The sequence below is a fragment of the Glycomyces tenuis DSM 44171 genome (assembly GCF_000427885.1).
GTDB lineage: Bacteria > Actinomycetota > Actinomycetes > Mycobacteriales > Micromonosporaceae > Glycomyces > Glycomyces tenuis.
The window spans coordinates 1-21,366 of the sequence record NZ_ATYW01000028.1; the positions used below are offsets into that span (position 1 = coordinate 1).

A 21,366-nucleotide genomic window follows, 5' to 3' on the forward strand; every position below is an offset into this window, starting at 1 on the left:
CGCGGCCGGGCGGCGCCGAGTAGTGGTAGTCGAGCCAGTCGGCCGCGAGGTCGCGCCACTCTTGGGAGCTGTAGCCGTGGGGCTCGTTCATCGGCTCGAAGTAGACCAGGCCGTTGGATCCGTACTGGGAGGTCACGGTGGACCACATCGTGTTGAACGCGGCCATGTCCGTGATGCGCCCGCCGGAGGCGGCGCCGTCCTCCCAGTAGGCGAGGACGACCTTGAAGCCGCGGTCGGTCGCGGCGTCGATGGTGGCCCGGTAGGCGTTCCACCACGCCGAGCCGACGGTGTGCGTGTTGACCGGCAGGCGGACGGTGTTGGCGCCGAGGAGGGTCTCCATGTCGTCGTAGATCGCGTCGGCCTTGGCGTAGACGGTGTCGTAGCTGTCGGAGCTGTTCAAGCCGTCGAGGACGAGCGGGCCCTCGACGAAGTTGTCGCCCAGCACGGCCCAGTTCGCGCCGCGGAAGTCGCTGGTGTCGGCGCTGGCCGGTGTGGCGCCGGCGAGAACCGTGACCGGCACCAGTGCCAGGACGGCCAGCACGTTGAGCAGCAGACGGCGGAGGGGCCGCCGCTGGGGCGGTGGCGATTGATCATTGGTGTTCATGGCTTCGACCGATCTCGCGCAAGGATGCGCGTACGGGGGGAAGGAATGATATTGACATCAATATTTGTAAATGTTTACGTCAACATTTCGGTAGTATGACACTCGCCCCGAGGGCGGTCAAGGTCTTCGGCGGGACGACTTCCACTCGGGCGTTCAACGGGCGAAGGGCGGCCGTGCCGTCCACATATTGACGTACTTGACTTTATTCGAGGGGTGCGGTTAGCATGTTGGCCAATCACTTCCTCGCTCCGTCCGAAATGCCGTGACCGCTCCACCCCTTGATTCACTACGTGATTCATCGGTCCGCGGGGAGGGCTGGCGGCTCTGCGCACGGCGCCGGGCCAGGTGTTTGTTAGCGATCACATATCACACATCCCATATCCGATCGAACTCGACGTCGGAGCCTCGGGATCCTCCGTGGCCTCCCATGGTCATGTTAGCGATCACTCACGGCCCGCCGTCCCGACTCCACAGGGAAGCACGGAAGCCACAGTGGATCCGATCCTTCGCCGTCGAAAGCGGCCGGCCCGCGAATCGCGCCGGCCCCGAAGGCGTCGGACCGATCCGGCGACCGCCGCGCCCCGACTCCGAGAAAGGCCCGCAATGCCCTCACGCCGAACCGTCCTCACCACCGCGCTGTCCACCGCCGTCGCCGCGGCCCTCCCCGCACGAGCCGCGCACGCCCAGTCCAATGCCGCCTACGCGATGTCCTACTTCAAGGAATCGCCGGACATGACCGACGACAGCTACGCCCTCCACCTGGCCGTCAGCACCGACGGCCTGAACTGGACGCCGCTGAACCAGAACGACCCGGTCGCCGTGCCCACCGCCGGCATGGAAGGCCTGCGGGACCCGTTCATCCTGCGCAAGCAGGACGGCACCTTCACCGTCCTCGCCACCGACCTCAAAGGCCGCGTCTTCAACCTGAACAACCAGTACATCCACGTCTGGGACTCGGAGGACCTCACCTCGTTCACCGGCTACCGCCGCGTCCACCTGCACGACATGGCCACCCACTCCTGGGCGCCCACCGCGTTCTGGGACGCCTCGCTCGGCCGGTACGGAGTCGTCTACTCCGCCTACAACGGCACCCGCGACGTGCTCATGGTCAACTACACCACCGACTTCGCGGACATGGGCTCCGCCCAGCTCTTCTTCGACCCCGGCTTCAACGTCCTCGACGGCGACGTCCTGCCCCACGGCGGCGACTTCTACCTCGCCTACAAGAACATGGACGACGGCGATCTGTACGTGGCCAGGTCCACCACCGGCCGGCCGAACAGCTTCACCACCCTCACCGGCGGCCTGCGCCGGGGCGGCGCCATCGAGGCCCCGATCCTGGTCGCCTCCAATGACGGAGGCGCCTTCTGGCTCTGGGGCGACTCCTTCTCGCCGGCCAACGCCGTGTTCTACGCCTGGCAGTCCTCGAACCTCGGCGGCGACTCCTGGTCGGCGCTGAACCAGCGCTCCTACACCGCCCCGATCAGCTCCAAGCACGCCGGCATCGTCCCCATCACCGCCGCCGAGCGGACCGCGATGATCGACCGCTGGGGAGCGCCCCGGTGGAACCGGCTCAAGTCCTACAACTTCCCCGATCGGTACGTCCGCCACGCGAGCGACATCGGCCGGATCGACCCGTTCCCGATGGAGCCGCCCGCCGACCAGCAGTGGCGGCTCGTGTCCGGCCTGGCCGACCCCTCCGGTGTCTCCTTCGAATCGGTGAACCGCCCCGGCCGGTACCTGCGGCACGTGAACTACGAGATGCGGCTCGAGGCGAACGACGGCTCGGCGCTGTTCGCGGCCGACGCGACCTTCCTGCGCACCGCCGGGCTCGCCGACGGCTCGTGGGCCTCGTTCCGGTCCCACAACTTCCCCGACCGGTGCCTGCGCCACTCCGGCTACGTCCTGCGCGTCGACCCGATCGACCCGGGCTCGTCCCAGGCCGACCGGGAAGACGCGACCTTCCAGGTCACCTACTAGGAGGCGGTCATGCACACGACGCGACGCCCCGCCGGCGCCGCACCGCCCGTCCCCTCGGGCGAGACGGCGGGGAGCGCCACCGGTCGCAGTCGTACGACTTCCCCGACCGCCATATGCGGCACTCTGATTCCGACGTGCGCCTGGGCGCGGACGTCGCCCCCGCTCAGGCCGGGCACTTCCGGCTCGTGCCCGGCCTGGCGGGCGGCTCCCCGGACGGCGTGTCGTTCGAGTCGGTGAATCACACCGGCCACTGCCTGCGCCACTACGACTGCGCGCTGCGGCCGGACCCGATCGACGACGCGGCCGAACGCGCCTTCCGCCTCACCTGACCCGGTTCCCTGATGGACCGTCGGCGGCCACCGGACCGGTGGCCGCCGACGGCTCTCTCGTCGCAGCCCGTGGCGGGGGCGTCCGTCCGGTCCCCGATTCAGCCCTCGATCAACTCGTAGTCCTCGTCCAGCACCGCTCCCCGGTCCGGCTTGTAGAGGTCGAAGCCGCGCGAGTCGCACTGGAGACCGCCGTTGATGCAGTGCTCCACCAGCGCCGCGAGCGTCTCGGGCTCCCAGGCGTTGATGAAGTCGTAATGCCACGATGAGGCGATCCCGCTGGCCAGCCGCACCTGCGACATGTCGCCGTTGACGGGCCAGTGGATCTTGAACTCCAGCATCGGCACCGGCACCGGATGCGAGTCCGGGCACGAGCCCTCGACCGGGTAGGCCATGTGGCTCTGGTGGTCCGGCGAGTCGAGGTTGACCCCGTCCCAGCAGCTCGGCGCCTGGTACCGGAGGTTGAGCCACGAGTAGTCGGGGCAGTGCTCGGGGAAGGTGTAGTTGTGGAAGCTCTCGCCGCACTCGTAGCCCTCGACCGCGCCCGGCGCGTTCGCGAAATCCTCGGCGGTGGCCATCATGTCGCCCGTGATGAAGCGCAGGCCCTGGGGGAACGGCTGGACCGTGGTGTAGTCCTCCACCCCGGACTTGTAGTAGATCACCTGGTGCCAGGTGGACAGGGCCGCCTCGTCGCCGTTGAACAGCGTCGGGAACCAGTAGGCCGAGCGGTCCGCCGGCACCAGGCACGAAGTCTCGCCGTCCAGCAGCGAATCCAGTGTGGAGTGTGCATCGGTCCCGGTGTTGCCCATGAAGGTGTGGTTGTGTGAGGCGCCCTCCTGCCCGGGGAAGACGATCGGGTCGTCGTTCGCGGTGTGGCTGATCGTGCAGTTCGCCTGGAACTCGTGGTGGGTGACCAGCTCGTCGGCGGACGCGGTCATCGTCTGCGACGCCGTCACCGCGGACGCGGCCAGGGTGAGCGCCGCGGCTGCCGCCACGACGAGTGTTCGTTTCATGATCGTGTTCCTCTCTGTGCGGGGCGGGCCGCGGCGTGCGGCCCGCCCGGATCGGAAGCTCAGGCGTAGACGCCGAACTCGAAGAGCGAGTAGCCCCATTCGGTGCCGCGCTGGGTGCCGAGCACGCGCACGTAGCGGCCGGCGCCGCCGTCGGTGATCGTGTCGGCGCCGCCGTCACCGCTGGAGGTCTGGTAGACGGTGCTCCAGTTCTGGCCGTCGTCGGAGACCTGGATCTCGTAGGCGGAGGCGTAGGAGGTCTCCCACACCAGCTGCACCGTGTCGAACGCGGTGCGCTGCCCCAGGTCGACCTGGATCCACTGGGGGTCGGCCCATTCGCTGGCCCAGCGCGTGGACAGGTCGCCGTCGGTGGCCTGGTCGGGCGTGTGGCCGCCCCATTCCTGGAACGTGGAGGCGGTCGTGGGCTTCCCGGCGGCGAGGTTCTCGCCTTCGACGTCGGGGACGGTCACCTCGAACGAGCGGCTCTCGACGCCGACGTTGCCCTGGCCGTCCTCGGCCCACACGTACAACTTCCATACGCCGAGGATCTCGGGCGCGGTGATCGTGATCGTGCCGTCGCCGTTCACCGTGTAATCGGCGAGCAGCATGTCCCACGAGCCGTTGATGTAGGCGCTGTTGACCATCGGGATGTACTCGATGGCGTCGCCGTCGGGGTCGACCGCGTCGATGCGGACGGTGAACTCCTCACCGCCGACGGCCGGGCCGTCCAAGCCCAAGTCCATCGACGAGATCACCGGCGGCGTGTTCGCCTGCGGGCTGCCGCCGTAGGCCTCGGCGACCGCGTAGTAGGACAGGCGCCGGTTGCCGCCGGGGATGAGGTTGAACCACACGCCGCCGAAGTCGCCCTCGGTGCCGAAGTGGAACATGGTCGCTCCCAGCGCGACGCCCTCGTGGCCGGTGATGCAGTCCCATGCCTGCGTGTACGCCTCCGCCTTCGCGATGTCGCTCGGCTCCTCGGGTACGCCGTTGGCGTCGTCGGGAACCTCCCACTCGCCGGCCGGACCGGTCTCGGTGATGATGTAGGGCCGGTCGTAGCCGCCTTCGATCCAGTCCTGCTGGACGCCGCAGACGTCGCCGTAGGCGTTGACCGAGAGCAGGTCGAGGTCGGGGGCGTTCGCCTCGTAGTACGGCCAGGCGCCGGTCCAGGCGTCGGTCGAGGTGACCGGGTGCTGGTCGTCGACGCCGTGGATGGCCACGGCCACATCGTTGACGAAGGTGGTGTAGGCGTTGCGCTGCGCGTCGAGTTCGGCCCCGCTGTAGCAGTTCCCCAGGCCCAGGACCGACTCGTTGCCGACGTTCCACATGAGGACGGCGGGATGGTCGCGATAGGTCTCGACCCAGCCGACGATGTCGGCCAGCGTGGTCGACTTGTAGGTCTCGTCGGTGACGTAGTCGACGCAGCCGCCCGAGCCGGGCCCGCCTCCGGGCACCAGCCAGAACCCGAGCATGACCTTGATGTCGTGGGCGGCCGCGGCGTCGAGCAGCGGCAGGGTGGACGCGTCGGTGCCCCACGTGCGGAGGGTGTTGACGCCCAGGTCCACCAGGTCCGGCATCCACTGCTCGGCCTCGGCGGTCGACGGACCCCACGTGAGGCCCTTGACGGTGAACGGCTCGCCGTCGACGGTCAGCTGCCAGTTCCCCTGACTTCCGATGACTTCGACGGCGGTCGACTCGCCGCCGCCGCTGTCCGCGGTGCAGCCGTAGACCTCGAAGCTCCACAGCGAATAGCCGTAGCCGGTGGCCCGCTCCAAACCCTGCATGCGGACGTAGCGTCCCGGGGCGTCGAGGGCGATCGTCTCCGATCCGCCTTGTCCGTCCTGGGTGCTGTACGCGGTGGACCAGTCGGTGCCGTTGGTGGAGACCTGGATCTCGTAGGCGGTCGCGTAGGCGCCCTCCCAGTCCAGTTCGACCCGCTTGAGGTCGAAGACGGCGCCGAGATCCACCTGGATCCACTCGTCGTCGCTGAACTGGCTGGACCAGCGGGTTCCGCTGTCGCCGTCGAAGGCGGCCGAGGCGGGCGTGTAGTCGGGATTCTCGACCGACGAGGCGGACGCGGGCCGGTCCTGCGACAGCAGCGCCACGTCCTCGGTCTGCGCCTGCGCGCCGGTGACGGTCAGCGTCCACGCCGAGGCCGCGGTGATCACCGCTAGAGCGAGCACGGCGGGACGGCGGGACGATCGCAACAATGATCTGCGCATCGGATGCTCCTGTGTTGGTGTGCGCTGGTGGGGGATCACGGGTAGCTCACGACGTAACTGGCGAAGGTGGACTCGTCGACCTGGTCGCCGGTCTCGTTGATGACGCGGCGGATGGTCCCGACCCCGCCGAGGGAGACGGATACCAGGCCGGTGAAGCGGACCCCGTCGGTCTCGGGGACCTCGAAGACGCGGTCGCAGACCACGCCCGGGTTGACGTTGAAGAAGCAGTAGCCGCCCACGCCCCAGGCCGCGTGCTCGGCGACGCCGTCGTCGACCTTGTACGAGGCCCAGCCGAGCGCCGATCCCTCGCGCCAGGTCTGCTGGTCCGGCGGGTCGTACGGCATCTCGTTCTGGAAGAAGTAGGTCCGCCCCCGCTCACCGGCCCAGATGACCTGGTGTTCCTGGTAATGCTCGGCGAACAGGCCGTAGACGGTGACATCGTCGCCGTTGACGACGAGGCCGGTGGCGGCGGTGTTGACCGTCCAGCCGATCCCTTCGCCGTGGTCGCCGCGCCACAGCCACAGGTGGTCGGCGACGACGTGGCGGCTGTTGATCTCGAGGCTGACGGCGGCCTTTCCCGCGTGGGCGCCGCCGATGCGGGCGAACAGGTCGTGGACCGAGACCGGGTCGGCCGAGTGGTCGGTGGACGAGCCGGGCGGGCCGATCTGGACGAGCACCTCGGACTCGGTCGCTCCGGCGTCGACGAGCAGCCCGGCCAGGACCACGCCGTCGACGTCGGCGACGGTGAGGGCGGTCTGCCCGGCGGTCGGAATGATCGTCGCCAGTCCCAACCCGAGCACGACGGTGCCAGGGGCGGTGACCTCGAGGGTCTGGTCGAACTCGTAGACGCCCGGCGCGAACAGCAGGTGCCTGCCCTCGGCGAGGGCCCGGTTGACGGTGGCCGCCTCCGTTCCGGGCACGACCACGTAGAACTCGGCGAGCGAGATCGAGGTGCCCTCCACTTCGCCGCCGTCCCAGCTGAGTCCGGCGGCGGCGCGGCGGACGGCCGGTTTGAACACGCGGTACTCGCCGTCGTCGGCGACGTAGAGGAACGGCTTCTCCCGGATCACCGGGGCGGCGTCGACGACCGTGTGGGACGGGTTGGGGAAGTGCTGCGCCGGGGCGCCTTCGACGCCGACGAACACCATGTTCCAGACCGATCCGGTCCAGCCGCCGTCGAGTCGGCTGCCGCGGGTGAGGAACTGCTGCTGGGAACCGGAGACGACGGTGCCGGAGATTCGCGAGTCGGCGATGTAGCCGCCCGAGGCCCAGCCTTCGTAGCCGTCCCACAGCTGCATCTCCACGGTCCGCAGGTCGATGCGGCGGTAGGGCGCGGCCTGGGAGACCGCCCACCGCTCGATCTGGCCGTCGGGGTTGTCGACGGTGAGGTTCTCGGCGCCTCGCCAGAAGTTCTGGGTCGCGTTGCCCTTGTAGTTCGGGTCGTCGCCCTGGCTGAGCCAGTCGGCCTCGACGCGGACGTGCCCGTTCAGGACGACGTCCCCGGGGAGCAGGCCGAGCCCCGCGATCTGCGTGTAGAAGCGCAGGTCGATGTCGACCTCGTAGGTGCCGGGCTTGAACAGCACGGCGTGTCGTTCGCGCCCGAACTGGTTCGTGCGCATCTGCTCGGTGATCGAATCCATGGTGGACTGGATCTCGGCCGCGGGAGTCGACGGGTCGAACACGTGCGCGCCCGGCCCGAAGTCCGGGGCGTAGGCGTCCGTCGGCGGGAGGACGTCGGACGGTTCGCCGCATTCGCCGGCGGCCGGAGCCGGCTCGGCCCGGGCGAGGCCCACGCCGATCCCGGCGCCGGCGGCCACGGCTGCGGCGGCCCCGCCGAGGGCCGCGCGCCGCCTGAGCCCGGAGTGGATCGTGGAAGACGCTTCCTGCATAGGAGGCTCCTGTGAGGGTGGTTGTGACGATGTGGAGGGATCGTGATGGGAGAGCGCTCTCCCATTTGCCACATGGTACGGCGCGGCTTTCAAAATTGTCAAGAACTTCGATATATGGCTGTTCTGGCCGGTTCTGAAAAGTGCTCCATGTCAACGAAATACCAGCTGAAAGCCGTAATGTCGCACCGGTCGACGACGGGCACCGAACGTCCGGGCCGTGATCTCAGTGCACCTGACCGCGCTGCCGGAGCCGCCAGGCGTCCGAATCTCGGTGCCGTTCGATCCGACGTGAGGCCGTGCGGCCGTGTTTTTCGCTCCTGTCGAGCATTTATGCTGCATGTGAATTGGTGAGCGCTCTCCAAAGCGTGCTATAACTGGGCCATGAGCGCAGATTCCACCCCCACCCTGGAGGACGTCGCCCGCGTGGCCGGCGTGTCGCGGGCGACGGTCTCGCGGGTGATCAACCAGACCAGAAACGTCGCCCCCGAGATCCAGGAGGCGGTGCGCCGGGCCGTGGTTGCCACCGGCTATGTGCCCAACCGGGCGGCCCGATCTCTGGTCACCCGCCGCAGCGACGCGATCGGGGTGGTCGTGGCCGGGGCCGGACCGGCCGGCAACGTCTTCTCCAGCCAGGTGTTCACCGACCCGTTCTTCGGGCGGCTCCTGACCGGCATCATCGGATCACTGCGCCCTCACAGCATCTATCCGGCGCTGATGCTGGCCGAGAACGAGTCGGACGAGGCCGAGATCGCGGCGTATCTCAAGCAGGGCAACGCTGACGGCGCCCTCCTGATCTCCACGCACGCGGTCGACCGGCTCCCCGCGCTGGTCGCCGAGGCGGGCCGGCCCGCGGTGCGGTTCGCCCGGCCGCCGCAGCCGGCGCCGGTCAGCTATGTCGACCTGGCCAATCGGGACGGCGGCGCCTTGGCCGCCGACCACCTGGCATCCCTCGGGCGGCGCCGGCCCGCCGCGATATCCGGACCCCTCGGCGTCCCTGCCGCCCAGGAGCGGCAGGCCGGATACCTGGACCGATGGGCGCGGCTCGGCCGCCCCTTCGTGCCTTCCGTCGAGGGCAACTTCACCTACGACAGCGGCGAACACGCCATGAAGGAGCTGCTGGTCGGGCACCCCGACGTGGACGCGGTGTTCGTCGCCAGCGACCTGATGGCGCAGGGCGCCGTCCACGCGCTCCACGACCACGGCCGCCGGGTGCCCGAGGATGTGGCCGTCGTCGGTTTCGACGACAGCTCCCCGTCGCGGTTGAGCCGCCCGCCCATCACCACGGTGCGCCAACCGCTGGAGGCCATGGCCGGTGAGATGGTGCGACTGCTGCTGGAGCGGATCGCCGATCCCTCACTCGAGCCGACCTCGGTGATCTTCGAACCGGAGCTGGTGATGCGCGAATCGGCCTGACCTTCCTTCTGAGGTATTGACAGCATTGCATGTCTCACTTAATCTAAGTCTTAGATGTAAGTGTGACATGTATAGCTCCGCGCTGCCGGGCGGACGATGCGGTCCCCTGTGTCCGCCCGCGAGCCCGGCGCCGGAGCCTCGGAAGGAACCACCAATGCGACGTACAAGAATCCGCGGACGGCGAGCGGCGGCCTTCGGCGCCTGCCTGTCCGTGTTCACCGCCGCCGCTCTCGGCCTCGGCCTCTGGCCCTCCGCCCACGCGGCCGAAGGCGAGGCCGAGGTCTGGGTCACCACGGCCGACCAGAGCGAACTCCTCGAACAGCGGGCCGGCGTGCCGTTCGGCACCGGGGGCGCCGGCCCCCGCATCGACGTCGACACGTCGACGACCTACCAGACCATGGACGGCTTCGGCGCCTCGTTCACCGACTCCTCGGCCTGGCTCGTCCACGACCGGCTCGACCAGGGCTCGCGCGATGAGCTGATGCGGAACCTGTTCGACCCAGCGGCGGGGATCGGCCTGAGCATGGTCCGGCAGCCGCTGGGCGCGACCGACTTCACCGTCGGCGGCGAGGACTACACCTACGACGACACCTGTTGCGACCTCGGCGACTTCTCGATCGACCACGACCGGGCCTACACCATCCCGATCCTCCAGCAGGCCAAGGCGCTGAATCCCGACCTCAAGATCATGGGTACGCCGTGGAGCCCACCGGCCTGGATGAAGACGAACGGCTCCCTCTTCGGCGGCCAGCTCAGCGGCGACCGGTTCGACGACTACGCCGACTACCTCGCCGCGTACGTGGACGCCTATGAGGCCCAAGGGCTCCCGATCTACGCGCTGACCCCGCAGAACGAGCCCCACCACGAGACCGCGGGCTATCCGTCGATGCGGATGTCCTGGCAGGACCAGGCCGCGTTCGTCGGCGACCACCTCGGGCCGGCGCTGGAGGGCACCGGCACCCGCCTCATCGCCTGGGACCACAACTGGGACGAGCCTGACTACGCCGTCAACGTCCTGAACGATCCCGAGGCGAACCGGTACCTGTCCGGGAGCGCCTTCCACTGCTACGCCGGAGACGTGTCGGCGCAGAGCCAGGTCCACAATGCCCATCCCGACAAGGGCCTGTGGTTCACCGAGTGCTCCGGAGGCGCCTGGGCCACGGACTTCGGCGGGAATCTGAAGTGGAACATGCAGAACCTCGTGATCGGGGCGACTCGGAACTGGGCCAAGAGCGTGACGCTGTGGAACATGGCGCTCGACCAGAACCACGGGCCGACCAACGGCGGCTGCTCGGACTGCCGCGGCGTGGTCACCGTGGACACTCAGACCGGGGCGGTCTCGTACAACGTCGAGTACTACGTGCTCGGCCACGCCAGCAAGTTCGTCCAGCCCGGCGCGGTGCGCGTCGAGTCGACGTCGCATTCGGGCGGCATCGAGACCGTGGCGTTCGAGAACCCGGACGGCACGATCGCGCTCATCGCGCTGAACGCGGGGTCGTCGGACTCGGACTTCACGGTCGCCGAAAGCGGCCGCGAGTTCGGCTACTCGCTGCCCGCCGGGGCTGTGGCCACGTTCGTGTGGGGCCCGGGCGGGAGCTCCGAGCCTCCCACCGAGGAGCCTCCCGTAGACGGGGTCGACCCGCGGGCGACGTATGCGATCGAGTCGGCCCACAGCGGCAGGGTCCTCGACGTCACCGACGCCTCGGCGGCGAACGGGGCGAGCATCCAGCAGTGGGACGATTTCGGCAGCGCCAACCAGCGCTGGCGGTTCGTCGACGCGGGCGAGGGGTACTGGCAGATCGTCTCGGTCGCCTCGGGGAAGGCGCTGGACGTCACCGGCGCCTCGGTGGCGAACGGGGCGCCGGTCCAGCAGTGGGACTACGTCGGCGGCGCCAATCAGCAGTGGAGCGTCACGCCGCTCGGAGACGGGTCGTACTCGATCACCAACCGCAACAGCGGTAAAGCGCTGGACGTCACCGGCGCCTCGGAGGCGAACGGGGCGCCGGTCCAGCAGTGGGACCACGTCGGCGGCGCCAATCAGCGGTGGATCCTGACGCCGGACTGATCGGCTTCGCACCTCGGAGGCGAAGAGGGGCGGGCGCTGTGGGACATCGCCCGCAGGGCCCGCCGCCCGCCGTCCGAGAAGCGCTCGATCGCGTGGGAGGCCGCCCTCGGCCGCGGTGCCGCCGGTGCGGCCCCGCGCCGTGGGCGCCTGTCGTTCCGGCGGCGCTCCGGCTCAGCCTCGCCCGGTGCCGAGGAATCGTTCTATCACCAGGGTCGCGGCTCCCTTCGCGACCGCGTCCGGACCCAACCGGCCCGACACGATCCTCGCCGTCTGGAACGGTTGGTGCAGCGAATACGCACCCGCCGCCGCGACGATGTCGTCCATCCGCCGCCGCGCCAGCATCAGCCCGGCCCACCCGCCGATGACGATCAACTCGGGATTGAAGAGGTTGAGCAGATCGGCCAGGCCCGCCCCGAGGTACTCGACGGTCTCGTCGACCACCGACCGCGCCGCCTCCGAGTCGTCGTCCAGCAGCTGCTCCAGCGCTCGCTCCTCGACGTCGGGAAGCGGCGAGCCGCCCCGGTCCCGATAGCGCTCGATCATGCCCTCGGCGCCCACGTACGCCTCCAGGCAGCCCCGGCACCCGCACCGGCAGCCCCGCCCCCGCACTTCGACGGTGGTGTGGCCCCACTCCCCGGCGCTGCTGGCCGAGCCCCGGTAGAGCCGGCCGTCGGCGACGATGCAGGAGCCGACCCCGGAGCCGATCAGGGCGATCACGGCGTTGTCGGCCCCGCGGCCCGCCCCGAACCACAGCTCGGCCTGGCCCATGGTCATGGCACCGTTGTCGACGTGCACCGGGAGCGGAGCCAGGTGCTCCATGAGCGTGCGGCCCAGCGGGACCTCGTCCCAGCCGAAGGCCTTGGCGTGGATGACGCCGTCGGGCCCGTACTCGACGATGCCCGGCATCCCCACACCTACGCCCAGCACCTGCGTCCCGTCGGATTCGGCCAGGACGGCGCGGACCCCGGCGACGATGTGCCGGGCGACGGTGGCCGGGTCGTGCCGGCCCGGTGCCAGGGCGTACTGGGCGCTCGACTGCTCGGTGAGCCCCAGGTCGAGCAGTTCGACGCGGACATGGGTCTCGCCGACGTCGACGCCCACCACGTGCGCGTGGCCGGGGTCGACCTCCAGCAGGATCTGCGGGCGGCCGCCGTCGGACTCGAGTTTGCCGGCCTCCCGCAGCACACCCTCGGCGATCAGATCGGAGGTGACGTTGCTGATCGAGGCGGTACTCAGGCCGGTGGCGGGGGAGAGGTCCCGGCGGGTGAGCGGGCCGTCGAAGTACAGCGTCCGCAGCAGCCGCATCCGGTTGCCGAGCTTGAGGTCTCGCGTGGTCTTCTGCCGAGGGCGTTCCATCGTTCCACCAGTCAGTCGTTATGGGTCCGCGACCATGTCGTTATCGCGGAGAGATTGACGAGCATTGGCCTGTGTACTTAATATAAGTCTTATAAGTAAGTGATGTACAACAGTTTCAGCTTACAGCCGGACCACCTCCGACCGCCTCGAACGCCGCCGCGCGAGCACCAGGACCGGCGGCGCGTCCCCACTGAACACCCCCGAAGGAACCTTTCGAGATATCCCTCCCGAACCGCCGGCGCGCCCAGCGGTCTGGACCAAGGAGCAACCCATGAGGATCGAACCTCTCACCCGCCTCGCCTCCGGCGACGCCCGCGCCACTGCGAAACGGCGCGGCTCGGCGGCCCTTCGCGCGATCGCCGTCGGCGGCTGCACCGCCCTGCTCGCCGCCGCCTGCCTCGACGGCGGTGGCTCGGCGGCCTCCGACCGCGTCGAGATCCGCTGGTTCGTCGGGATGGGCGCGGGCTCCGACGCCCCCACCATCCCCGCCCAGGAGCAGATCGTCGAGGAGTTCAACGCCTCGCAGGACGAGATCGAGCTGGTGCTCGAGATCGTCGACGCCGAGCAGGCCCCCGACATCCTCAGCACTCAGATCGCCACCGGCGACGCCCCCGACATCGTCGGCCCCATGGGCATCCGGGGCCGCTCGACCTTCCCGGGCGCCTGGCTCGACCTGACGCCCTACATCGAGAAGAACGACTACGACCTCTCCGACTTCGACCCGGCGCTGGTGGACTTCTACCAGATCGAGGAGGAGGGCCAGATCGGCCTGCCCTTCGCGGTCTTCCCCTCCTTCATGTACATCAACCTCGACCTGTTCGACGAGGCGGGACTGCCATACCCGCCCCAGGAGTACGGCGCCCCCTACGTCGACGCCGAGGGCAACGAGCGGCCCTGGGACATCGAGACGATGACCGAGCTGGCGATGCAGCTGACCGTCGACGCCGAGGGCAACGACGCCACCGACCCGGCCTTCGACCCCGAGAACATCGTCCAGTTCGGATTCGGCAACGTCTTCGCCGACATCCGAGCCCAGTCGGCCCTCTTCGGCGCCGGCTCCTTCGTCGACGCCGAGGGCAACGCCCAGATCCCCGAGCACTGGGCCGAGGCTCAGCACTGGTACTACGACGGCATGTGGGAGGACCACTTCATGCCCAACGGCCCCTACGGCGACTCCGACATGATGGGCGCCGGCTCCTGGTTCGAGTCCGGCAACCTCGCGATGGGCAACACCCACCTGTGGTACGCCACCTGCTGCATGGCCGGCTTCGAGGGCAACTGGGACACCGCCGCCGTCCCCTCCTACAACGGCCAGACCACCGCCAAACTCCACGCCGACACCTTCTCCATCACCGCCGACACCGAGCACCCCGACGAGGCGTTCGAGGTCCTCACCTACCTGCTCGGCGACGCCGCCGAGCAGCTGACGGCCACCTACGGCGGCATGCCCGCCCGCATCAGCCTCCAGGACGGCTACTTCGAACGGGTCGGCGCCGAGAACTTCGAAGGCCAGGACATCAACTGGGACGTCGCCGTCGACGGCATGACCTATGTCGACACCCCCTCCCACGAGGGCGGCATGCCGAACTTCCTGGAGGCCAACGCCGTGATCGAGGAATACGGCACCAGGTTCGCCCAGGAACCCGGCCTGGACATCGACGCCGAGCTCGAAGCGCTGCGAGAAGAACTCCAGGTCGTCTTCGACGCCGAGTGACCCGACCGCTGCTCGACCCGCCGGGCGGGCCGCCCGCATTCGCGGCCCGCCCGGCGGACTCCTCGAAAGGACGCCATGTCTGACCTCACCGAAGCGGTGCTCACCGCCCGGCACCGCCCGCGAGAGCCCCGGCGCACCGCGAGTTCCATGCAGCGCAGGGAAGCTCGCTGGGGCTTCGCCTTCATCTCGCCGTGGATCGTGGGCTTCGTCCTGTTCTGGATGCTCCCCATCCTCGCCTCGCTGGTCTTCTCCACACTCGACTTCGAGCTGACGAACCCCGACGAGACCTCGTTCGTCGGCCTGAGCAACTGGGACCGCGCCCTGTCCGACCCGCAGACCTGGTCGGCGCTGCTGGTGACCCTCAGGTTCACCGTGCTGTTCCTGCCGCTCAGCCTCGTGGTCTCCCTCGCCTTGGCGCTGCTGCTCAACTCGGCCAGACTCAAGGGCCGAAGCTTCTTCCGCCTGCTGTTCTACGCGCCGTCGATGATTCCACTGGTGGCCGGCATCCTCATCTGGCAGCAGGTGCTCAACCCCCAGACCGGCTGGCTCAACCGGATCATCGACCTCACCGGCGTCCAGGCCACCGGCACCTCCGGCCTGCGCTGGTTCGACAACCCGGTGCTGGTCCTGTTCGCCTTCAGCTTCATCGGCCTGTGGGGCGTCGGCAACACCATGATGATCAACCTGGCCGGCCTCCAGGGCATCCCCACCCAGCTCTACGAGGCCGCGGCCATCGACGGGGCCGGCTGGTGGCGGCGGCTGCGCAGCATCACGTTGCCGCTGCTCTCACCGGTCATGTTCTACAACCTCGTCATAGGCAGCGTGCTCATCATGCAGTATTTCGTGGTGCCCTGGGTGCTCTTCGGCGCCAGCGGCCACCCGGACGGATCCAGCCGCTTCCTCCTCGTCCACTTCTATGAGGAGGCGTTCGTCTTCGGGAACATGGGCTACGGCGCCGCCCTGGCCTGGCTCATCTTCCTGGTCGTCGCGGCCCTGACCGCGCTGCTGTTCGGCACCGCCAGGTTCTGGGTCCACTACGGAACGGAGCGGTCATGACCGTCGAAGCACCCGAGCGCATCGAACCGCCCCGGCCCGCGGAGCGCCGTCACGGCGAAGCCGTCCTGCGCCGCCGCCGCAAGGCCCTCATGTGGACACTCTGCACCACCCTGGGCGCGTTCCTGCTGGTGATGATATTCCTGATGCCGCTGGGCTACGGGGCCGTCACCGCACTGAAGGACAAGGACGGGGTGTCCGACCCCGATTCGCCGATCCTCCCGGTGGCCGCGGAGACCTTCGAGTACGAGGGCGAGGAACACGACGTCTACGCGGTGCCCATGCCCGACGGCTCGGTGCGTGAGCTCGCGCTGCTCGAACCCGGAAGGGAGTCGAGTGTCTTCATCGACCCCGACGATCCCGGCGCCGGCCCCATCGAATGGGAGGGCCGCTGGCGCACCCTCGAACCCGTGTCCGGCCTCTCGCCGGAGTGGGGCAACTTCGCCGAGGCCTGGAACACCATCGACTTCCTGCGCCTGACCGGTTGGACGCTGTTCTACGCCCTCACCACCGTAGTGGCCACCGTCGTCTCCTCGGCGGTGGTCGCCTACGGCTTCGCGCGGTTCCGCTTCCCGTTCCGCGGTGCCCTGTTCGGGCTCCTGCTGGCGACGATCCTGTTGCCACCGGCGGTCACCCTCGTGCCGAAGTACGCAGTGTTCCTCCAGATGGGATGGGTCGGCACCTACCTGCCCCTGATCGTGCCGCACTTCTTCGCGAACGCGTTCAACGTGTTCCTGCTCAGACAGTACTTCCTGACCATCCCCAAAGAGCTGGAGGAGGCCGCTCGCATCGATGGCGCCGGCCCGATCCGCACCTTCCTGAAGGTGATCGTCCCCCAGGCGGTCCCGGCGCTGACCGCCGTCAGCCTGTTCCACTTCTTCTACGCCTGGAACGACTTCTTCGAACCGCTGCTGTACCTCGCGGGCAACCGCGACATCGTTCCCATCGGCGTCGGCCTGAGCTACTTCAACGGCGTCTACAACTCCGAGCCCCACCTGATCATGGCCGCGGCACTCCTGGCGCTGGCCCTGCCGGTCGCGATCTTCCTGGCGGCGCAGCGGGTCTTCGTCCAGGGGATCGTCGTGACCGGTGTGGACAAATGAACAGCCGACAGACGAACCGTCCGAATCAGCCGCACCCGCCCCCCCGGGCCACCTACCAACGCTATGGAGACCACATGACGGAAGCCAACCCGTTCCCGAAGGACTTCATCTGGGGCGCGTCCACCGCGGCCTACCAGATCGAGGGCGCCGCCGAGGCCGACGGCCGGGCGCCGTCGATCTGGGACACCTTCGCCGCCACCCCGGGCAAGACCCGCGACGGCGACACCGGCGCGGTCGCCTGCGACCACTACCGCCGCTGGCGCGAGGACTTCGCGATCGCCGAGGACCTCGGCCTGCGCGGCTACCGCATGTCGGTCTCGTGGGCGCGCCTCCAGCCGGCCGGGCGCGGCGAGCTCAACCCCGCGGCCGTCGACTTCTACCGAGCCCAGCTCGCCGACCTGCGCTCGCGGGGCATCCTGCCGGTGGTGACCCTCTACCACTGGGACCTGCCGCAGATCCTCGAGGACGAGGGCGGCTGGCCGGAGCGCGAGACCGCCCACCGCTTCGCCGACTACGCCGGGCGCACCGCCGCCGCGCTGGGCGACCTGGTCGAGGACTGGATCCCGGTCAACGAGGCGTGGTGCGTGTCCTTCCTGGGATACCACGAGGGTGTCCACGCGCCCGGCCGGCGGGACCTGACCGCGGCCCTGCGGGCCGCCCACCACCTCAACCTCGCCCACGGCCTGGCCGCCGAGGCGATCAGGGCCAGGCGGCCCGCGGCTCGGATCGGCTCCGCGGTGATCATGACCGACGTCGAAGCGGCCAGCGACCGGCCGGCGGACCACGCGGCCGCGCAGCTCTCCGACGGCAACGGCAACCGGCTGTTCCTCGACCCGCTGTTCAAGGGGAGCTACCCCGAGGACATGGTCTGGCACTACCGCAACACCGAGGCCTTCGACGCGGTGGCCGCCGGTGACCTGGAGACCATCGCCGCGCCGCTGGACTTCGTCGGCGTCAACCACTACCACCGCTTCCGGATCGCCGCCGACGAGACCGACGCCCACCTGGGCGGGCGCGCCCTCCCACCGGAGGGCCAGGTGACGAGCTTCGGGTGGGAGGTCAGCCCGGACAGCCTCCGCCGCGTCCTCGAACGGCTCGCCGCCGAGTACACCGACCTGCCCGTCCACGTCACCGAGAACGGCGCGTCCTTCGACGACGAGATCGGTCCGGACGGCGCGATCGACGACGCCGCCCGCATCGCCTACCTCGACGGCTACCTGCGAGCCGCGGGCGAGGCGATCGAGAAGGGCGTGAACCTGCGCGGCTATTTCCTGTGGTCCTTGATGGACAACTTCGAATGGGGCGAAGGCTACTCCAAGCGCTTCGGCCTGGTCCACATCGACTACGAGACCCAGCGGCGCACCCTCAAGCGCAGCGCCGAGTGGTACCGCGGCGTGATCGCCTCGGGCGGCGCCTCCCTCGCCTGGGGGTGACACCGCGCCGCTGCCCGGGCGTCCCGGGCAGCGGCGCGGTGTCATCGGAACCGTCACTCCGGCGGCGACCTCGAGGTCGATGTTCGCGGTGCCGTCGTTCGGCTCGACGGTCGGCTCGGAGGGGCGGGTCAGGCCCGGGGTCTCGGCGGTGCCGAACCGCAGCGCGTACAGTGACCACGGCAGGGCCGCGACCGTGCCGACCGAGGTCAGCGTGTCCATCGTGTCCGCGCCGTGGCGCAGGTGCACCGGGGCGGCGCGGTGGAACGGCCGGGTCGCCCACACCACCACCGGGGCGGCCGGCGCCGGTGAGCACCACTTGCCGGTACTCGAAGCGGCCCTACTCTCATTGCGGGGGCCGGCACCCCCGGCTACGACCGTGAACCCGCAGCCGAAGGGGCCCGATGTGCACCAGCCTCCCGAACGCCCGACGGCCGCCGAACCCGGTGGCGGTACGAGGGCGGCGGCCCGGATCCAGGCCGCCACCGAGGCGGGCGGCGCCGCGCCGAACGAGGACCTCCTCCTGGCCTCGAACTCGTGGGCGGTCGTGCTCGACGGCGTGACCCGCTACCCCGACGACGGCTGCGTCCACGACGTGCCCTGGTACGTCGCGACGCTCGGCGCCTCGCTGGCGGCGGCACTGGCGGCCGGACGGACGCCGCGCGAATCCCTGGCGCGCGGGATCGAGGCCGTCGCCGACGCCCACCGCGATACCTGCGAGCTCGACAACCCCGTCTCGCCCGCCGCCACGGTCGCCGTCGCCCGCCTCGCCGAGGACCGTCTCGAATGGCTGGTCCTCGGCGACTGCGCAGTCGCATGGCGCGCGAAGGGCCGGGCGCCCGAGGTCAGATCCGACGACCGCCTGGCCCGCCTCCCGGACCCGCCGCAGGCGGTCACGGTCGGCCGCCTCCGCCGCTACCCGGTCGACTACATCGCGCGGGTCCGCAACCGCCCCGGCGGCTTCTGGGTGGCCTCGACCGATCCCGGCGCCGCCGAGCGGGCGCTCACCGGCGCCGAGCCCGCCGCGGGCGTCGAGGCGGTCGCGCTGCTGACCGACGGCCTGACCCGCCTGGTCGAACGCTACGGCCGCACCTGGAGCGAGCTGCTCGACCTCGGCCTGTCCCAAGGCGTCCCGAGCCTGATCTCGGCCGTCCGCGCCGCCGAGGAGGCGGACCCGCGGTTCGGCGAACGTTCCAAACGCCACGACGACGCCACGGCGGTGCTGCTCCGACCGCGCTGAACAAGCGAGCGCCGGGCCCGCGCGCGGGCCCGGCGCTCGCTTGTTCAGCGCGCCCGTCAGCTCAGGGTGATGCTGTCCAGCTCCGCGTAGCCGGTGCCGCCGTCGAAGTACGGCGAGCCCTTGGCCAGGCGGATGACGTTGTACCCCGCGTGCAGGTCGACCGTCACGCTCGTGGTGGCGAACTGCCCCCAGCCGGCCGTCGGCGCATACGACACCGTGGACCAGCCGCCGCCGTTGTAGGCCAGGCCGTGGGTCGAGGTCGCCCCCGTGCCGTTGGCGTATCTGATCGTCATCGTGTAGGACCGCGCTTCGGGGATGTTCACGGTGAAGTCCACGAAGGAGTCCGAGCGCATGTCGCCGGAGTTGTCGATCCGGCCCACGTAGTACCCGTTCGACGCATTGCCCGAGCCGAAGGTGTCCGCGTTGACGACCGTGGCGTTCTCGGCCTCGTAGACCTGCTGCCACGACGTGGCCGGACCGCCCTCCGGGGTGATCAGGAGCTGGTAGGCGCCCTCGGCGTCCATGTCGGCGACGGGCACTGAGATCCGGCCGCCCGAGACCGCCATCGTCGTGTCCGAGACGACGGTGGGGGAGGGCACGTGCGTGTGACGCCCCGAGCCGGGGGTGTACAGGATCCGCACGTCCACCGAGGATCCGAGATCGCCGAGCCCTTCGACGTTCACGGTGTTGTCGCCCCAGTCGCCGCCGAAGACGACGTTGACGATCTTCCGGCTGGAGTCATAGGAGGCCACGCCGTCGATCCAGCTGTTCGGCACCGTCTCCACGATGTTCCCGGTCATCGCCCCGTACCACCGGTAGAGCCAGTACGAGGCGGTCGGCTGGTCGTCCAGGGTGAACAGACCGTCGAAGGTGCCCGCCTCGAACCAGTACGCGCGGTGCGCCTCGCGGGCGCCGTGGCGCTCGAACACGCTCATCCAGTGCAGGGCCACGCTCGGGATGTCCATCTGGTTGTAGCTGTTGTACTCGTTGATGGCGATGGGGCGCGGCGAGATCCCCAGCTGGGCCTCGATGGCGCGGTAGTCGGCGACGTGGTCGTCGAAGGCGTCCCAGTTCATGTCGTCCAGCTCGTGCCACACGATCACGTCCGGGAGCGTGCCGGTGTCCCGGGCGTGGGTCATGAACGACAGCATCCGGTCGTGGTCGTACTGGGCGTAGCTCGGGCCGACGATCGGCGTGACCGAGTCCAGGGACCGCACCAGCTCGTAGGTGCGCGTCCAGCCGTCGTGGAAGGAACCGGCGGCGTCGTCCCAGGTCCAGTCGGGCTCGTTCCACAGCTCCCAGCCGTGGACGTTGGTCGTGCCGGTCGCCTCCAGGCGGTCGTTCACCATGGTGGTGACCTTCTCCTCCCAGTCGTCCCAACCCTGCCACCGGTAGGGGAAGGACGGGTAGATGTCCGGCATGCGGATGAACTGCTGGGCGCCGGCCCGCGTGATGTTGTGCCCCACTTCGAGCGAGTCGCAGCACGGCTCGGTGGCGCCGTTGCCGAGGTGCGTGGTGCCGGGCGCCGGCTGCGTGAAGCTGGTCGGGTTCAGCGGCAGCAGCATGTCGGTGCTCGGTTGGGAGTCGGAGCCGACGCCGTACAGCCCGCCGGAGGCGACCTGCGTCGCGGGGCGGACGACTTGACCGACGTCGACGTTGAGGGTCAGGCCTTCGGCGCCGGCGGGGGCGGTGGTCCCCGCCATGACGGCGCCGAAGGCGAGGGCGAGGACGCTGAATCGCGTCAACGCTCGTTTCACAGTGCGGTGCATGAGATGGCTCCTCGTTGAGAAGGTGAACCGGTTCGATGTTCTGGCTCGAGGCCGACGATAGTTTCGAACGCCGTTCAATGCAAGAACTTCAATGTGTTGTAGAGTTTCGGCAGTTCAAGGACGTGGAATGAGACTTGCGTTCGCTCAAGCTGGCAACTATGATTCGAACCGGTTCGATTCGACGAATCGATGAAG

General features: G+C 69.4%; 15 protein-coding genes and 1 pseudogene. 9 read left to right on the forward strand and 7 right to left on the reverse strand.

Annotated features, from left to right (window positions below; genetic code table 11):
* On the reverse strand, positions 1–604 hold a 604-nt coding region (locus tag YWW_RS0123150; protein WP_026931966.1), incomplete at its 3' end, for a cellulase family glycosylhydrolase.
* Positions 605–1,207: 603 nt separating this feature from the next.
* Between YWW_RS0123150 and YWW_RS0123155 the strand changes: the two genes are divergently transcribed.
* Positions 1,208–2,584, forward strand: coding sequence for a glycoside hydrolase family 43 protein (locus YWW_RS0123155; RefSeq protein ID WP_026931967.1), 1,377 nt, complete (start codon positions 1,208–1,210; stop codon positions 2,582–2,584).
* The gene (locus tag YWW_RS37880; RefSeq protein WP_281171020.1) at positions 2,485–2,913 is read left to right on the forward strand and encodes an AbfB domain-containing protein; all 429 of its coding nucleotides are present in this window, start codon (positions 2,485–2,487) and stop codon (positions 2,911–2,913) included. The genes YWW_RS0123155 and YWW_RS37880 overlap by 100 nt, the downstream gene beginning before the upstream one ends.
* 98 nt (positions 2,914–3,011) lie before the next feature.
* Here the strand turns inward: YWW_RS37880 and YWW_RS0123165 are convergent, their stop codons facing one another.
* Genes YWW_RS0123165 through YWW_RS32535 form a run of 3 tightly spaced genes read right to left on the reverse strand, consistent with a single transcriptional unit; the run spans position 3,012 to position 8,028 of the window.
* Positions 3,012–3,926: a DUF1996 domain-containing protein gene (locus tag YWW_RS0123165; RefSeq protein WP_425402711.1), complete on the reverse strand. Its 915-nt coding sequence runs from the start codon at positions 3,924–3,926 to the stop codon at positions 3,012–3,014.
* Positions 3,927–3,982: 56 nt separating this feature from the next.
* Positions 3,983–6,139, reverse strand: coding sequence for a discoidin domain-containing protein (locus YWW_RS0123170; protein ID WP_051326227.1), 2,157 nt, complete (start codon positions 6,137–6,139; stop codon positions 3,983–3,985).
* Positions 6,140–6,174: 35 nt separating this feature from the next.
* Positions 6,175–8,028 carry a hypothetical protein gene (locus YWW_RS32535; protein WP_051326228.1) on the reverse strand — a complete coding sequence of 618 codons (1,854 nt, stop codon included), beginning with the start codon at positions 8,026–8,028 and terminating at the stop codon, positions 6,175–6,177.
* Between the two features lie 381 nt (positions 8,029–8,409).
* On the opposite strand from YWW_RS32535, the gene YWW_RS0123180 reads away from it, so the two are divergent.
* Entirely contained in the window at positions 8,410–9,441 is a 1,032-nt protein-coding gene (locus tag YWW_RS0123180; protein ID WP_026931971.1) for a LacI family DNA-binding transcriptional regulator, read from the forward strand.
* Between the two features lie 154 nt (positions 9,442–9,595).
* Entirely contained in the window at positions 9,596–11,506 is a 1,911-nt protein-coding gene (locus tag YWW_RS32540; RefSeq protein WP_051326229.1) for an RICIN domain-containing protein, read from the forward strand.
* A 171-nt stretch (positions 11,507–11,677) separates the two neighbouring features.
* On the opposite strand, the gene YWW_RS0123190 is transcribed toward YWW_RS32540, so the two are convergent.
* The gene (locus YWW_RS0123190; protein ID WP_026931972.1) at positions 11,678–12,862 is read right to left on the reverse strand and encodes an ROK family transcriptional regulator; all 1,185 of its coding nucleotides are present in this window, start codon (positions 12,860–12,862) and stop codon (positions 11,678–11,680) included.
* Positions 12,863–13,133: 271 nt separating this feature from the next.
* On the opposite strand from YWW_RS0123190, the gene YWW_RS32545 reads away from it, so the two are divergent.
* The 4 genes from YWW_RS32545 (at position 13,134) to YWW_RS0123210 (ending at position 18,165) form a co-directional block, all read left to right on the forward strand.
* A complete protein-coding gene (locus tag YWW_RS32545) occupies positions 13,134–14,576 on the forward strand; it encodes an ABC transporter substrate-binding protein (RefSeq protein WP_155830358.1) in 1,443 nt (480 codons plus the stop codon).
* A gap of 75 nt (positions 14,577–14,651) precedes the next feature.
* Positions 14,652–15,632, forward strand: a complete 981-nt coding sequence (locus YWW_RS0123200; protein ID WP_026931973.1) for a carbohydrate ABC transporter permease — start codon at positions 14,652–14,654, stop codon at positions 15,630–15,632.
* A complete protein-coding gene (locus tag YWW_RS0123205) occupies positions 15,629–16,732 on the forward strand; it encodes a carbohydrate ABC transporter permease (RefSeq protein ID WP_081687707.1) in 1,104 nt (367 codons plus the stop codon). The genes YWW_RS0123200 and YWW_RS0123205 overlap by 4 nt, the downstream gene beginning before the upstream one ends.
* Before the next feature lie 74 nt (positions 16,733–16,806).
* Entirely contained in the window at positions 16,807–18,165 is a 1,359-nt protein-coding gene (locus YWW_RS0123210; protein WP_026931975.1) for a GH1 family beta-glucosidase, read from the forward strand.
* A 51-nt stretch (positions 18,166–18,216) separates the two neighbouring features.
* On the opposite strand, the pseudogene YWW_RS38090 reads toward YWW_RS0123210, so the two are convergent.
* A pseudogene (locus YWW_RS38090) lies at positions 18,217–18,483 on the reverse strand (heavy metal translocating P-type ATPase); the annotation flags it as partial.
* An 85-nt stretch (positions 18,484–18,568) separates the two neighbouring features.
* On the opposite strand from YWW_RS38090, the gene YWW_RS0123215 reads away from it, so the two are divergent.
* The gene (locus YWW_RS0123215) at positions 18,569–19,402 is read left to right on the forward strand and encodes a protein phosphatase 2C domain-containing protein (RefSeq protein ID WP_211228669.1); all 834 of its coding nucleotides are present in this window, start codon (positions 18,569–18,571) and stop codon (positions 19,400–19,402) included.
* A 56-nt stretch (positions 19,403–19,458) separates the two neighbouring features.
* On the opposite strand, the gene YWW_RS32550 is transcribed toward YWW_RS0123215, so the two are convergent.
* Positions 19,459–21,171 carry a carbohydrate-binding protein gene (locus tag YWW_RS32550; RefSeq protein ID WP_081687708.1) on the reverse strand — a complete coding sequence of 571 codons (1,713 nt, stop codon included), beginning with the start codon at positions 21,169–21,171 and terminating at the stop codon, positions 19,459–19,461.
* Positions 21,172–21,366 lie beyond the last annotated feature (195 nt).